This window comes from Gemella sp. 27098_8_149 (assembly GCF_041433745.1).
Lineage (GTDB): Bacteria > Bacillota > Bacilli > Staphylococcales > Gemellaceae > Gemella.
The window spans coordinates 1-16,628 of record NZ_JAPWCB010000008.1 but is presented as its reverse complement, the minus strand read 5'-3'; the positions used below and the strand labels follow the sequence as shown (position 1 = coordinate 16,628).

7 protein-coding genes are annotated in these 16,628 nt (G+C 35.0%); 1 reads left to right on the top strand and 6 read right to left on the bottom strand.

Annotation, left to right across the window (positions count from 1 at the left end; translation table 11 throughout):
* Nucleotides 1–183 precede the first annotated feature (183 nt).
* The 5 genes from O3801_RS04880 to O3801_RS04860 all read right to left on the bottom strand — a co-directional run bounded on the left by O3801_RS04880 (nucleotide 184) and on the right by O3801_RS04860 (nucleotide 12,774).
* The gene (locus tag O3801_RS04880) at nucleotides 184–687 is read right to left on the bottom strand and encodes a DUF4064 domain-containing protein (protein WP_371454254.1); all 504 of its coding nucleotides are present in this window, start codon (nucleotides 685–687) and stop codon (nucleotides 184–186) included.
* A gap of 62 nt (nucleotides 688–749) precedes the next feature.
* The gene (locus tag O3801_RS04875; protein WP_371454253.1) at nucleotides 750–1,166 is read right to left on the bottom strand and encodes a hypothetical protein; all 417 of its coding nucleotides are present in this window, start codon (nucleotides 1,164–1,166) and stop codon (nucleotides 750–752) included.
* A 571-nt stretch (nucleotides 1,167–1,737) separates the two neighbouring features.
* Complete coding sequence (locus O3801_RS04870; protein WP_371454252.1) at nucleotides 1,738–2,418, bottom strand: hypothetical protein; 681 nt, start codon at nucleotides 2,416–2,418, stop codon at nucleotides 1,738–1,740.
* A 447-nt stretch (nucleotides 2,419–2,865) separates the two neighbouring features.
* On the bottom strand, nucleotides 2,866–3,144 hold the full coding sequence (locus O3801_RS04865; protein ID WP_371454251.1) for a hypothetical protein: 279 nt from the start codon (nucleotides 3,142–3,144) through the stop codon (nucleotides 2,866–2,868).
* 912 nt (nucleotides 3,145–4,056) lie between these two features.
* On the bottom strand, nucleotides 4,057–12,774 hold the full coding sequence (locus O3801_RS04860; RefSeq protein WP_371454250.1) for a YSIRK-type signal peptide-containing protein: 8,718 nt from the start codon (nucleotides 12,772–12,774) through the stop codon (nucleotides 4,057–4,059).
* 1,662 nt (nucleotides 12,775–14,436) lie between these two features.
* Between O3801_RS04860 and O3801_RS04855 the strand changes: the two genes are divergently transcribed.
* Nucleotides 14,437–14,964 (top strand): sigma-70 RNA polymerase sigma factor region 4 domain-containing protein, encoded by a 528-nt coding sequence (locus tag O3801_RS04855; RefSeq protein WP_371454249.1) that lies wholly within the window; start codon nucleotides 14,437–14,439, stop codon nucleotides 14,962–14,964.
* 412 nt (nucleotides 14,965–15,376) lie between these two features.
* On the opposite strand, the gene O3801_RS04850 is transcribed toward O3801_RS04855, so the two are convergent.
* Nucleotides 15,377–16,628 (bottom strand): MiiA motif-containing surface protein (locus O3801_RS04850; RefSeq protein ID WP_371454248.1); only part of this gene is annotated, 1,252 nt, incomplete at its 5' end.

Below are 16,628 nucleotides of genomic sequence, written 5' to 3'. Positions count from 1 at the left end.
TCAATGTCGACTCGAAAAGGAGATTTCGAGAATCGCTTACTAATCAGCAAAGAAAACTATTATTAAAACAAAAAAACTATTTTATCTATATCGAGCTGAAGATGATTTTAATCTTCGATAATGCTCAATCGATAAAATAGTTTATAAATTTCTCAAATACTTTTACTAATTAGCGGTACTTTCTTACATGTACTCTACTCTGTCGATTTCCACTTTGTCAGAAGTTGCTTGTGTAAAGTCTGAGTTGTCAGTGTTTTTAGGTGGTCTTCTTACAAATAGCATAACTGCCACTATGAAGTATAGTAGGTATACAGGAAGTAGTATCCCGACTGTCATTACTCCGATAACTATCGCTGAAAGTAGGAATAAGATTCCTGATACGATTCTCGCTTTCATAGTAACTGACGCAATTAGCGCTAATACTAAAGCTACAATCGCAACTACTGCATAAATTTTCACCAATAATACAAGTAATGATACGATGTCTAGATCAGTGCTTTTTAACAATGATGCTACTCCAGGATCTTGTAATAAGTTATAAAGAATCGGTTCAAATTCTTGTTGTTTGAATGCTGTTACTAACTGACTAGAAAATGCTCCAAGAGATAGCAATCCTGTAACAAGTATCATAATAACATTCGCGATCCACGCTAAGATTTTTTCTATTTTTCTGCTAAATGGTTTCATAATATTCTCCTTTTTTAATATATTATTATATTATATCACAAAACACCTCAAACTAGTATTATTTAGCCTTTTTTAGCAAATAACATGATTGCGACAATAAAATACAATAAGTAAACAGGCACTGCAACTCCTGACGTTATTCCAGCAAGCATAATAGCCAAGAATAAAAATAGTACACCCGAAAAAATTCTATGTTTCATCGTGAAAGTCGCTAATAACGCTAAAAGCGCTATTAGTAAGGCTGATAATTTAATAATTATTATAAAAAATTCAATCAGACTATAGCTATCAATTTTTGTGTAAAGAAAAAAAGTATCTGCAAAACTAGAAAGCGAAAATCTTACAAATTCAGGAGTTAAAAATATTGCTTCCAGCTGCCTCTTGAAAAATCCTGTGTACATTAAAATCACCACTGAAATTAAAATTATATTCGCTATCCAAGCTAAAGTTTTTTCTATTTTTCTGTTGGTTGATTTCATAAACTCTCCCTCTTTTTCAATTATTAACTAAATTATATCATAAACCACTAAGAATTTATCTCGATTTAACTGCTTTTACAGGAAAATTAACAGGCGGCTTGTATTAATTATACGAGAGAAGTTTCAGCTACGTTTCCCACTTCTTTAAATTTTTTATTATAGATATCCAGCTCAATATTCTTTCTTGTTTCGAATTTACTTAGTTGATACACTGCTTAAATTTATTAATACCGTGAACAATTCCATATAAAAAAAACTAAGTAGCAAATTACGATATGCAATCTCCTACTACTCTGTCTAGTAGGGACCCTATATCTCTGCTACTTAGGTTTTATTAATATTTCACTCGTGCCCCGGAATTGGCTGTGAGCCTGGTAAATTGCACTCCCATTTGGCAGCTGCAATATAATCTGTCTGTAAGCTAGGTTAATGTGAGCCTAGTTGACTTAGCGCTAATTTTATACGCGCCATGTTATATGTAAACTAGTTTAGCCACAAGATAATTTCGTTACGTGTTGATTTAACTTTAAACTAACCTAGCTACTTTCCTAAAATTTTTAACCTTTAAATACTATCTTCCACGACGTTTCGCTTGTGGAGCAGCTTTTCTTACAGGTTTGTGGTTTTGTTGAACAACAGGTCTGTGTACTACTGGTTTTTGAGCTACTGCTGTTGGTCTTTGAGCAGCTGGTTTGTGTGCCACTGGTCTGTGTGCTACTGCAGTAGGTCTTTGAGCTGGTTTATGTGTAGTTACTACTGTAGGTTTGTGGTTTGTCACTACTGTGTGGTTTGTAGTAGAAGAGTGACTTACAGAACCTGAAGCAACTAGTTGTTTATGAACTTGAGTTGTAGCTACTACGTGTGCTTGTGTTTGAGTAGTTACGTAAGTGTAAGTTTGAGTGTATGGTCTACTAATTTGGCTCTCAGGCTTTTTAGTGAAGTACACTTGGTATACTAATTCTTGATCATAGATCTTGTTAGCTGCGATTTGACCTTTACTTTCATTAGAAAAATCACGTTTTGAAATATTGTATTCATTAGCTAAGTTTTGAGGGAGAGAGATTGTCGCAAATACATTCTCGTCTCCTGATAATTTTGCACTTTCTGCTAATTTTTTGTTAGTTCCTTCTTCTAGGTAATCAACTCTTACGTTGATTTTTTTGTTTGCAGCTTCTACTTTTGCATCATTTACGTTAGCAAATGAGAAAAGGAATAAAGCTGGTAATGCTGCTTTTAATAGTTTTTTAAACATAGTTTCTCCTTAATGTATATTTTTCTTGGATTGATATCTTAATATAATTACGTATCTTTACCGGAATTAATAATATCACAAATGAAAATTTACGTCAATCATTTTCCGAAGAAATTTTATTATTTTACAAAAATTTATTCAGTTGAGATACAACCCAATACCTACAGCCTTAATTGAACTTAAAATATACTTAAAACTCAATTAAAATAGTGCTAATTATTAGCGAAAGAAGATCTTGATTTTTAATTTATATAGCAACTATATACTACTTTTAACTATCTCTAAAATAAAATAAATGATATATTTTTAATATAAATATGTTGATCAGATTTTAATTTATTCTCAAAATAATTCTACTAAATTTCCACCCTTATTCTACCCAAATACAAAACATAGAGAAAACCCCTGAAATCAGATTTTCTCCCGATTTCAGAGGTGAATTATTTTCTATAGATGTTTTTCTAATTCTTGAACAGACACTCCTAATTCCTCACATGCTTCCTCTTTTGTTATGATTCCTTTTTTAATTAAGTTTACTACTGTTCCTAATCTTCCTTGTTCAATTCCTTCTTCTCGCCCTTGTTGAAGTCCTTGTTGAAGTCCTCGTTGAAGTCCTTCTTCTCTTCCTTGTTGGAGTCCTTCCGCTATTGCCTGTTCCTTTTCTTCTTTAACATAGGCTAGGTGAGCATAATATCCATCAAAGTCTCTTCTTCTCTCATCAAACATACTCTTCTCCTCCTTAGTTCATTGTTATCAACTCAACAATTTCATTTATCTCCCTCAATATCTCGATATATAATCAGATTTATCAAAAACAAATAATTAGTATACTATATCAAAACCTTTGATTTCTTTCTTCATATATGATAGAATATAAATATGAAAAAGAGAGCCGTTTTAAAGACGGTAGCTCTGATAATATTAGTTAAAAATAACTATCTTACCCTGTGCTAAAGTGTAAAGATGGTTATTTTTTATTGTCTTTTTTTAACGCTACAATACATGCACTAACCACAGAAACAATCAATAGATTTATTCCAATAATCGTCTGTACAATTTCGTAAGCTGACAACCTGCTACTCCTTTCATCCAGATTTTAGTGTATGCGAGCATAGCACCATCCCCTTTCATATTGAAGTAGCCACAGCAGTGAGAACTAGAAAAAGAAGATGCTGATTTCCATCAACTTCTTTTTAAGTTCCTGTTGCATACGCTATTCGTAATATTTTTCTTCAATCTTCGATTTTGAAAAATAAACGACTATCCCAATCTTTATCGGAAGTTTTATACCCCCTAACTTCTCTCTCCATTTTTGATTATATCAAATTAAATTATGATAATCAACTATTTATAAACACTAATATTTCAAGCTTTTCAGTAAACAGTTATACTTTTTTTATTTTACTATTTTTCCATCCTTCATACTATTACCGAATATAATACCCTCCCCTAAATACAGACTTCTTCTAAATAATGAGCGAACCTATCTAAGTAAATCTTTATCCATATCATACTATACAAAACCGAAAATACATAATATTGCATCTTCATCTGTCCTAGAAATCTTCTATTCAACTAAAAAAATCACCCTCGAAATATATCGAGGGTGATTCTGTATTTTAGACTTCCGATTAAATCTTAGTCTTCTTTTCTACGTTTTCTGATTGCTGCTGCAATTCCTGCAAGTAATACACCGAATCCTGCTGCCGCTGTGTTAGATGTTTCGCTACCTGTGTTAGCTAGACGTTTAACTTGTGCTTTAGGAGTAGCTGCAGTTACTTTTCTGAAGATGTGACGGATGTTTCCATTTTCGTCTACTACAGTTCTTACGAACTCGTATCCTTCAAATGTTCCTTCACCTTTAGCTCCTTTTTCAGATGGTCTTAATGGGTTTCCATTTTCATCTGTCCATGTTGTAGTTTTTTCTACTACTGGAGTTGGTGTTGGCGGTGTTACTTTCTTGAAGATGTGACGTACATTTCCTTTTTCATCTTTTTCTGTTTTTACGAACTCATATCCTGGAACTTTTCCTGGGTCTTTAGTTCCTTTTTCTGTTGATTTGATTTCTTTTCCGTTTTCGTCTATCCATGAAGTAGTTTTTTCTACTACTGGAGTTGGTGTTGGAGCTGGCGGAGTCACTTTTTCATAGACATGCTCTACATCTCCATTTGGAAGAGTCTTAGTTTCTACGAATCTGTATCCTGGAATATCTTTCTTAGGTGTTGTTCCTTCCTCAGCTGGATTTCCTGGGATTACATTTCCGTCTTTATCTTTGAATACTGTCGTTACTTTTTCGTAAACATATTCTGTATCTCCATTTGGAAGTTTCTTAGTATCTACTAGTTTGTATCCTGGAACTTCTTTTGAAGTTTTAGCTGGAGTTGTTCCTTCTTCTGTTTCTGTTCCTGGAATTGGGTTACCGTTTTTATCTAAGTGTTTTGTAGTTACTGGTTCGTAAACGTGTTCTGTATCTCCGTTTTCTAGAGTCTTAGTTTCTACGAATTTGTATCCTGGGATATCTTTCTTAGGTGTTGTACCTTCTTCTCTTGAAGTTCCTGGGATTGTACGTCCTTGTGAATCTACGAATGATGTAGTTACTTTTTCGTAAACATATTCTGTATCTCCATTTGGAAGTTTCTTAGTTTCTACTACTTTGTATCCTGGAATGTTCTTAGGATCTTTTGTTCCTTCTTCTGTTGTTGTTCCTGGGATTGGGTTACCGTTTCTATCTACGTGTTTAGTTGTTACTGGTTCGTAGATGTGTTTAGTATTACCTTTTTCATCAGTTTCAGTCTTAACAAGTTTGTATCCAGAAATAGTTTCTGATGGGTTCTTACCATCTTTAGATGGAAGTAATTCAGTTTCTTTACCGTCTTTTCCTACTACTACAAATTTAGTGTCAGGACGAACTGTTGGAGTGTAAGAAGCTTTGATTGTCTTACCATTCTTATCTTTACGTACAACTTCTACTGGAGTTGCTGTTCCTACGAAGTCTTTTTCTGGAGTGAATGTTACTTTACCATCTTTATCGATTGTGTAAGTTCCTTCTCCTGGTACTTTCTTCTCAGTTGTTCCATCAGAGAATGTTGGAGCTACTGTAGTGTCTACATCACCTTTGAATACTGGAGTATTAGATTGAGGTTGGTTCTTAGCACCTTCAGATACTACGTTTTCTGTAGATGTTTTACCTAATACAGTTGGTGTGTATTTAGCTGTTACTGGTGTTCCGTTTTCGTCAACACGTTTAACTGTTACACCTTTAGCTTCTCCTACGAAGTTTGGTTCTGGAGTGAATGTTACTTTACCGTTCTTATCGATTGTGTAAGTTCCTTCTCCTGGTACTTCTTTAGTAGTTGTTCCATCTTCGAATGTTGGAGCTACTGTTTCATCGATTGGTACTGTTACAGTTTTACCGTTTACTTTAGTAGTTCCTGGTGTGAATACTGGAGTTTCTGATTGAGGTTGTCCTTTTTCACCGATTGATGTTACGTCTTTACCTGTTGGAGTTACTGGTAATACTACTGGAGTGTATTTAGCTGTTACTGGTGTTCCGTTTTTGTCAACACGTTTAACTGTTACACCTTTACCTTGACCTGTGAAGTCTTTTTCTGGAGTGAATGTTACAGTTCCGTCTGGAGCTACTGTATAAGTTCCTTCTCCTGGTACTTCTTTCGTAGTTGAACCATCTTCGAATGTAGCTGGTTTAGTATCATCAAGTTCTACAGTTTTATCTACACCGTTAACTGTTGTTTTACCTGCTTCAAAGACTGGAGTTCCTTTTTGAGTTGCACCTTGAACATCAGTTGTAGTTACACCTTCTGCAGTTGGTGTTACTGGTTTAACTGTTGGTGTGTATTTAGCAGTTACTTCTGTACCGTTTTTGTCAACACGTTTAACTGTTACACCACTAGCTTTACCAGTGAATTGTGGTTCTGGAGTGAATGTTACTACACCATTTTCATCAATTGTGTAAGTTCCTTCTCCTGGTACTACCACTTTACCTTCTTCATCAGCACCTTCTAATGTTGGTTTAACTGTTTCATCGATTTCTACAGTTACTTCTTTACCGTTAACTGTTGTTTTACCTGCTGTGAATACTGGAGTTCCAGTTTGTTTAGCACCTTGAATATCTTCAGATACTACGTCATCTGATGTTGGAGTAACTGGTTTAACTGTTGGTGTGTATTTAGCTGTTGCTGGAGTTCCGTTTGTATCTTTACGTTGAACTTCAACACCTTGTGCTTTACCTGTGAAGTTTGGTTCTGGTTTGAATGTTACTTCACCAGTTCCTGGGTTGATTGTGTAAGTTCCTTCTCCTGGTACTGTTACTGAAGTTTCATCAGTTGGTTCACCAGTTTCTGGATCGATTAATTTAGCTGGTACTGTTGGGTCGATTGGAGCTTTTTCGTGTCCTTCAGTGAATGTTGGAGTTCCGCTTTGCTCTTGACCTTGTGCACCTTCAGAAGTTGTTCCTTTAGCAGTTGGTGTTACAGGCGTGATATTTGGAGTGTAAGTTGTTGTTACAGCTGTTCCGTTTGTATCTTTCGCTTGAACTGTTACTGGTTTAACTTCTCCTGTGTAAGTTTTGTCTGTTGGAGTGAATACTGCAACTGGATCTTTACCAGGTTCTTTAACAAGAGTGTATTCACCGATTACATTACCTTTTGGATCTTTAGCTGGTACTTTATCAGCTGGTTGTCCATTTTCATTTAATAATGTATAAGTATCTGGATCGATTGCTACTACTTCTTCAGTTTTAGCTTTTGTAATTGGGTCTTCAACTTCAACTACCCCACCTTTGAATTTAACTGGTTGGCTTTGAGTTTGACCTTGAATGTCTGAAGTTACTGATGGTTCTGCAGTTGGTTTAACACCGATTACTACCGCTGAGTATTTACCAAGTGCTGGAGTACCGTTCTTATCAACACGTTTAACTGTTAATCCAGTACCTTTACCTTTGAATTGTGGGTCTGGAGTGAATGTTACAGTTCCATTTTCTGAAACTTCATATGTTCCTTCTCCTGGAATTGTTACAGTTGTTGTCTCTTGACCTGTCTTAGGATCAATTAGTTTCGCTGGTACAGCTTCGTCGATATCTACAGTTTTTTCAACTCCGCCAATCGTTACTTTACCACCGATGAAGTTTGGTTTACCAGTTTGTACTTTACCTTGAACACCTGCAGTTTCAACTTCTGTTCCTTCTGGAGATGCTGGGTGTACAACCGCTGTGTATTCTGCAGTTACTGGAGTTCCGTTTTGGTCTTTACGAACAACTGTCATTGTTGTTCCTTTACCTTTGAATTGTGGGTCTGGAGTGAAGTGTACAGTTCCGTCTGGATCTACTGTGTAAGTTCCCTCTCCTGGGATTGTCTTAGTAGTTGTTCCATCTTCGAATGTTGCTGGTACTTTATCGTCCATTGGTACTTCTACTTCTTTACCGTTGATTGTAGTTTTACCAGGTTTGAATTCTGGTTTACCGCTTTGTGGTGCACCTTGAATATCTTCAGTGAATGTATTAACACCTACTGGAGTAACTGGTTTAACTGTTGGTGTGTAAGTAGCCGTTGTTGGAGTTCCATTCGCATCTTTAGCTTGAACTGTTGCTGGTACTGGAGTACCTACGAAGTCTTTGTTTGGTGTGAATGTTACTTTACCTGTTGTTGGATCGATTGTGTATGTACCAACTTCTTTTCCGTTAGCGTCTTTCGCTGGGATTGTTGTTTCATCAGTTGGGTTTCCAGTGTTTGGATCGATTAATTTAGCTGGTTGAGTAGCATCGATCTTCATAGGAACTTTATCGTCACCTTGAGTGAATGTTGGAGTTCCTTCTTGAGGTTGTCCTTGAGCACCTTCAGATGTTACAGGTTTACCTGTTGGTTCTACTGGAGTGATGTTTGGAGTGTAAGTTGTAGTTACTGGAGTTCCATTTGTATCTTTAGCTTGGATAGTAACTGGAGCAACTTCACCTGCATATGTTTTATCAGTTGGTGTAAATACCGCAGTTGCTTTACCGTCTACAACTTTAAGTGTGTATGTACCGATAACATCTCCTGCTGGGTTTTTAGCTGGTACTGATTCTACTGGTTGTCCATTTTCATCTAATAATTTGTATGAAGTAGTGTCGATTGGCACTTCTTTTTCAACACCGTTGATTGTTGCTTTACCAGGCTTGAATGTCACTTCTTTAGATTGTTCAACACCTTGTACGTCTGTTGTTTCAGCTGGTGAAGCAGTTGGTGTTACACCTACGATTGTTGGAGTGTAAGTTGTTTTAACTTTAGTTCCGTTTTCGTCTTCTGCTTGAACGTTAGCTGGTTGTACTTTACCTTTGTAAGCTTTGTTAGTTGGTGTGAATGTTACTTTGTTAGTAGCTGGGTCAATTGTGTATTCCCCTACTTTGTTTCCTTCTGGATCTAAAGCGTCTACTGGAGTACCTGCCGCTACTGGGTTACCTGAAGCATCAAGTAGAACCGCTGAGTCAGCTTTGATTGGTACTGATTTTTTAACACCTTCAATTGTAGTTTCACCTTGAGTGAATGTTACAGTTCCATCTTGTACTTCACCTTGGATTCCTGAAGATTCTGCTGGTGTCGCTGTTGGTGTTACACCTACGATGTGTGGAGTGTAAGTAGTGTTTACTTTAGTTCCGTTTTTGTCTTCTGCTTGAACTTTAGCTGGTGTTACTTTACCAGTGTAAGTTTTGTCAGTCGGTGTGAATGTTACTTCACCTGTCGCTGGATCGATTGAGTAAGTACCTACTTGAGTTACTCCATCTTCAGCGTATGCTGGAGTTGTTTGTCCAGGTTGAACTTCATTTCCTTCTTTATCTAGAAGTTTGTGAGAGTTTTCTTTAATTGGTACTTCTGCATTTCCTGCTGTGAATGTAGGAGTTCCTTTTTGAGTTTCACCTTGTACTCCTGCTGAGTCTGTTGGTTTAGCTGTTGGTTCTACAGCTGTTACTGTTGGAGTGTATTTTGTAGTAGCCGTAGCTGTTACATCTCTTCCATCTTTATCTCGACCTACTGGTGCTGTTAATGTTACATCAACACCTGTTGCAGTCCCCTTGAATGTTGGAAGTGGTTGGAATGTTACTTCCCCTGTTGTTGGATTGATTGTGTAAGTTCCTTCTCCATCTACAGTTACAGAGTCGACTTTAGCTCCTGTTTTTGGATCTACTAATTTAGCTGGGTATTGTGCACTTGGTGTTACTGGGTCTGGCGTTGTACCATTACCATCTTTATCTACATCAATTGTGAAGTTAGGTGTTTTCTTCTGTTCTTTACCTTGAATATCTGTTGATGTTTCTGGTGTACCAACGATTTCTTTTGGAGTTACGTTTGGTACGTAAACTGCATCCATAGTTTTTGTTGTAGTAGTGTGTGTACCATCATTAACATTAGCAAGTTGGTTTTGATCTGTTAGTGCAGTCCATCCAGTTGATTGACCATTAGCATCTACCGCACGAAGTACGATACCATCAGCTTTTCCTACGAAGTTAGCTTCTGGAGTAAATGTTACACCTGTATCAGTTACTTCATAAGTACCTTGTCCTGCTTTAGTATATGATTTAACTAGATTTCCATTAGGATCTACGATCATAACACCTTCAGTTTGAACTTTTTTAGTAGTTGCTACACTAATTGAGTTACGTTGTTCAGTGTAATTAATTTTACCATAAGCGTTGAATGTAGTCTTACCATTGTTAGAACCTAATTCAGATGCATCAGCTTCTACACGGTTAATGAACTCGATACCAATGTTTTGTTTTTCACCTTGTTTACCAGTAGTTTCTTCATAGTCTCCACGTGGTGGATGAGAAACTTGGATTTGGTTATCTTCAACTTCCCCAGAGTATGCAATACCATTTGGTCTTTCTACTTGAGATTGATCTTTTGCGATACGAACACGGAAGTTTACAACATCTTTACTAGTATCGATTACTTGAGTATTTGTAAATGTAAGTTCTACTTCTTGACCATTTCCAGTTACTGTAGCGATATTAGATTCTTCACCTTTATCAAATTTACCGTTCCCGTTGAAATCAATAAATCCACGCACATAAGCTGGTGCAACAGGATCTGTGTATTTTTCATTACCATTTGCCGAAGCAATAACCTTAACTTTATAAGTATTGTCCGGAGCTTTAATTAATTGTACCTCTGGAAGACCAGTATCTTTATTTGGTTTAAAGTTACCTGGAGCAATAAGCTGATCTACACCTTCATCGGCATTGTCTTTAGCATCATCTGAATCTACCCCAACTACACGAGTACCTGGTGCAGAGTCGATATCCGCTTTTACTTTACCTAAGTATGGTTGTTGAATTTGTTTAATTGCTTTTGTATCATAATCTATAGATTGTGTTCTTAAGTAGTGTTCAGCCATTCCATAAGATTCTGGAAGATCTCCAAAGTCAGAGAACTTAATACCAATCATAGAAGACTGTTGTCCAGAAGACATGATATAAAATCCTACTTCAGTTACGTTTGCTGTAGATAAGACTGGAGTTCCTGCACCACTGTTATTACGGTATCCACCAAATACTTGAGAACCAAGACCTGCAGTAGCAGTATCAGGTGTAGCAAATTTTCCACCACTTAAGGCATTATAGAATTTTTCATCTTGCCATTTAAGGATAGCCGTTCTACCACCATTCATATCTTTAAATTTATCAAGTGGTACATAAGCATTAGTGTTAGGTTGACCTAAAGGTCTACCGTTAGGTTGTATAGTATACCCAACAATTGCAGCTAAGTCCCATGGAGTACCATCTGTTGTATAAATTTCAGACTCTAAAGTTCCAATATCTTCCCCAGAAGTCATAACGATACCAGGTTTAACAGCTTTACCGTTATACGTTGCTGTTACTTCAAATTTAACCCCAGCTGCTTGACCGTTTTTAGGTTGTCCTTGAGGGTTAGTTCCTGCGATTGTTGTTTTAGCTTTACCAGTTGTTATACCAGAATTGGCAACGTGAGTATATCCATTTTGAGGATTAGCTCCAAGTCCTGTTCCACCATTTTCTGGGTTGAATTTATTTTCTTTATCAGGTTCATAAGAACTTGCTAGATCAGTTCCTGCAACACGGTTTTTGAATATTTCAGTTGATTCGAACGGTTTTAGTTCTTTAACCTTCATAGTAACGATATAACCAGGGATCAATTCTTTTTTATATGTAGAACCGATTTGAAGTTGGTTATTTGCGTTTAACCCTGTCCATGCATCTTTATCTCCAAAGTCTAACCATTGAATTTGATCATTTAAGTCTTTAATTTCTTTTAGATTTTCTTCTTTAGTTTTTACTTTAATATCTGATAATGAAGAATATCCATGATCTTCTAACCATTTTTTACCTGTTTCAGTACTTGCATCTTTAAGAGCTGTTGTAGTTGCTTCCGCTAATACTACGTCGAATTTACCGTTACGTTTAGCTCCAGCGTTCTCTAACTCTGTGTAAACAGCTTTGATAGAGTTGCTTAATTCTACTAAACTTTTAGCGATTTGTTCTTTAGTCGCTTTGTCATTTCCTAGTAATTCTTTAGCAAGTTTTAAAGCTTCTTCATTTTTCACTACTGCAGCTTGTACTGCTGGTTTTGCTTCTACTTTTAAGTCTTTTTTGCTTAATTCAGTTTTAGCAAGTGTGTTAGTTACTTCTGCTTCTGAAGCTACTTGTGTTAATTCTTTTTTAGCTGCCGCTACTTCTTTTTCTTCTTTTGTAGCTTTTGCTTCTTTAGCTTTTTGTTCAGCTTCTTTTTTCTCTTCTAATTTTTTGTCGAAAGCTTGAGCCTTAGCTTCTGTTACTACTTGGCTTAAAGCTTGCACTGCTTGTGCTTGTGCATCTACTTCTGCTTGTGTAGCTGCTTCGTTAGCTAATACTGCTTTAGCTGCTGCTAATGCTTCTTTTGCTGCTTCTACAGCTGCTTTGTCAGCATCTTGAGCTGATTTTAATTTTTCTTCTAATGTTGCGATACTTGCTTTTAAGATTTCTTTTTTAGCAGTTGCTGCTTTTGGAGTTTCCTCTTTTGCAACTTCTGCTTTTGGTGTAGCTTCAGTTTTTGGTGCTTCTGCCCCTACTTTTTCTGCTACTGCTGCTGCAACATTTTCTTTTGTAGTTTCTACAACAGGTTTTGCTTCTGCTTTTGGTGCAGTTTCTGCTTTTTCACCTGCGTTTGTTGTATTATCTACAGTTGTATTGTTTGATACTTCTTCAGCAGCTTGTACTGCTCCAGCACCAAAAAAGATACTCGCACCAATTACTACAGATGCAGTACCAACTTTAAACTTCTTGATAGAATATGATTCTACTTTTGTACCTTGTTTGGTATCTTTTAAATAGTGGTTATTTTTTCCTACCATTATTTTCCTCCTTAAATTTTTTACCTTGAACAGCCGATCATCGAACGATTCATCCTTATATACCTAAAAAAACTTTTTTCGGTTATATCTTTACTTAAGTTGTTTTGTCGATATTAAGACAAATAACTTTATGACTTTTTAATATATTTCCCCGATTACTATATTCAATTTTCTACTATTCTGTACATTTTCTTTATTATTAGTAAATTAACGATGAGATATCCATTTGATATCTTATGATTATTTTACCTAATTTCTATTTTTTTGTCCATAAAAAACCCTTATAAAATCTCAAAATATTTTCTAATATCCGATATTATTGTTTTTTTAATTTATTTTAGTGTTATTCTACACTCTTTTTCGCTTTGTAAATACTGTTGTATAGTCATTTTAGCAAATTTTTACATTATTTACGAAAGCTGTAAACTTTTATAGACATGAGATATACTATAAACAATTTATTCCCTTTTGTAAAATGTTTTGCTCTGTATTATATGTCTACTTTTGTAGGCATTCATTCGATTCTTATACTGGGAAATGCTTTCGAAATATTTCACTATATTACCTCTATTAATATAGCCATATTTTCTTATTAATTAATCATATATTTTATTTTAGAGAGTTTAAAAATCGTTAATAACTTCATTAGAACCCACCTCATTACTTACTATTTTTCTATAAATATGGTATAATCATTACCCCAAATACTCCCTTACATCACTCAATTTAAAAGGAGAGAAGTATTATGAAAATGTACAAAATAAATAATAAAGAGAAAATATAGATTTCACACGAACTTTATTCAGCTATTCACTACATAAGCTACATGGTTAGACGGCGAAAGTAAAACATAAGCAGCTCAATATATTTTTTATATATGCATACAATATAGAAAATAGTGACGGGGGAAATCTAATCAAAGATAACTCCCCAAAACAATAATTACTAATGATATTTATGGGAGTGACTCAAAAATCGTGATTTCGTAGAAATCGATTTTGTCGAGTCACTCCCGCACAGTTTATTAGATATCTAAAAAGCTTTCATAAAGCGAATTTAGATATCAATAAACCACTTGCGTTGTACGTTAGAATTTTTAGTGCCAAAGACACGTTAAAATTCTTACGTATAACGTATGCAAGGACACACCAAGAAGTGAGTCGTAAAACGAAACTGATTGGATTGTGTCTACTGCTGAGGCTATGAGTTCTCATATACACTTTGTTTAAAAATTTAGGACCTTTTTGTCAGTACCAGCAACTTTATCTATTGAAGATCAACTTTCTCTTTGAGTTGTCCGTGAGCAAGAAGTTTCTATGTAGTATCGCAGATAGTAAACATTGCGGCCCTATAATTATCTACCGATATCGAGATAAGATTTTCAAGAAATTCTCTACCTTACTAAAAAATTATAAAGATAATATAATCATAAATAAAATGTAGTTTGTGAACTTTTTGTGAACTTTTAGATGAATTTTATAAAATACAGCTAAAAATTTCTATATATATAATGAGAAGGCTTTGTCATAAAAAGAGTACTTTTATTTGCATTTAATAATATAAATATTTACTTCATTATTTTTTCATTATAGATTTCTTTTCATCGTTGTCTTTATAAAGAAGATATTTGTATAGCGAGTGGTATAAAGGAGTAGATATATTATGAGTAAAAAAACTTATTTATTAAATGATAGGGACACTGAATCTTTTTATGAATTACTTGAAGCTAAAAAAAATTTAATTCCTATAGCACTTCGTAAGGTTAAAATACCTAACAATCTTCATGAAGAATTTTACAGTTATGCTTTGGAAGGCTTATTGATCAGTTTCTTAACCCTTAATGAGGGTAAAATTGAGGAAAAAGACTTCGATCGTTATGCATTTACCGTAATCAAGAGAAAATTAATCGATGAAATTCGCTATAGAAATAAAGATAAAAGTATACCTTTAGATATTTTTGACAATAACAGATTAGATGCTACGGATGATAATTGTTCACTAGTATATATACAGTTATTAGAGTATTTAAAGAACACTCTTTCTGAAAAAGAAATGGAATTTTTCAACGAATTTGTGAAAACTGTAAACATAAAACAAGTAGCGAAATATATGAATATTTCATTGGCAACAGCTTATAGATTATACAAGCGAGTTAAAGAAATATGTGAAGAATTCTTATTAGATAAATAAAAAATTATTAACCACTCTCTATGCGAATATCTTAAAAATATCTACAACTCCTATCAAAACATCACTTAAACTGACTTTACCTCGTCAGTTTTTTGTTTAACTCGACGCCACAAGCAACTATCTAATACTGATTAAATAGAAACATTGAAGCCTTTTGTTAAAAACATTTATAGGAATAATAAATAATCTACATTAATTAAATTCAAAGTGATGGAACCAAAGACAACCCACTCTTATTCACTAAACACAAAAAAGGTAGAGCCGAAGTAATCCACTATAAAACTCAAAAAGACATCCCCGAAAATCTCGAGGATGTCTTCATTTATTATAAAGGGGGATGTACTAAATTTCGATATGAGATTTACTCATTCAATAAATTTACTATTTTACCTTTAAAATATTTTATTTTAAATTAGTTTTTGTCGTTTTTACGACGTTTAATTGCTAGTAATCCACCTAGGATTGCCATTCCTAATCCTGCTAAACCAGTATTAGTTTCAGTTGTACCTGTATTTGCTAGGCGTTGTCCTAGTTTAGAGTTTGATGTATTATTAGAAGCTTTAGCTACTACTAATTTTTCCGCTGGGATTACTACTACTCTTCCATCTGGATATACGATTGTTGTTTCTCCAGTTGATGAGATTGTAATCTTAGCTTCTTTTAGTTCTGGATTTGCTTTAATTAACGCTTGTTTTACAGTTTCTTTTTCTTCATCTGTTAAGTTCATTAGATCTCCTACTTGAACTCTTTCAGGGAAGTTGATTTCTGGTGAAGCATTTACTGATGGGGCTTGTTCTTCTGCTTTTTTGAAGATATCTTTAGCTAAGATTGTGTAAGATTTTCCATCTTTAAGGATTACAGTCGCATTTCCTTTCGCATCGAAGATAATTTCTGCTACGTTTGGATTTGCTACTAAGATTTTATCTTTAGCTCCTGCTTTATCCGCATCTGTTAAATTATCTAAGTCTGCTACAACTTGTTTTTCGAAATCAAGGTTGATGTTTTCACCATTATTTTTAGCTGCTACATCTTTTGCATCTTTAACTAATTGTTCAGCTGAGATTGTTGCTGTTACACCATCTTTAGTTGTTACAGTCGCATTTCCTTTTGCATCTACTACTACGATTGCTCCTGGATTTACTTCTTCTACCGCTGCTTTAATTTTAGCGATTTCTTCTGGTGTTAAGCTGTCTTTGTTAGCTACTAGTGTTCTTGCTGCTGGTGTGTTGATTCCACTTTGTGCAGCCGCATCAGTTACTTTATCAGCTGGAATTACTAGTTTAGATGCTGGAATTACTGCTGTTTTTCCATCTTTAGTCGTTACCGTTGCATTTCCTTTATCATCAACTACTACAGTTGCACCTGGGTTTACTCCTTCTACAGCTTTCTTAACTGCTTCTTTTTCTGCATCTGTTAGAGCGTCTTTATTAGCTACAGCTGTTCTTGCAGTTGGTGTATTGATGTCATTTCCTGCGTTTTCTTTTCCTAGGTCAGCTTCTGTCTTAACTAAGTCTTTTCCTGGTATTACCGCTGTTTTTCCTTCTGGTGTTGTTACTATTGCGTTTCCTTTGTCGTCAACTACTACAGTCGCACCTGGATTTACTTCTTTTACTTTCGCTGCGATTGCTGCTTTTTCTTCATCTGTTAGTGCGCTTGGATCTTTT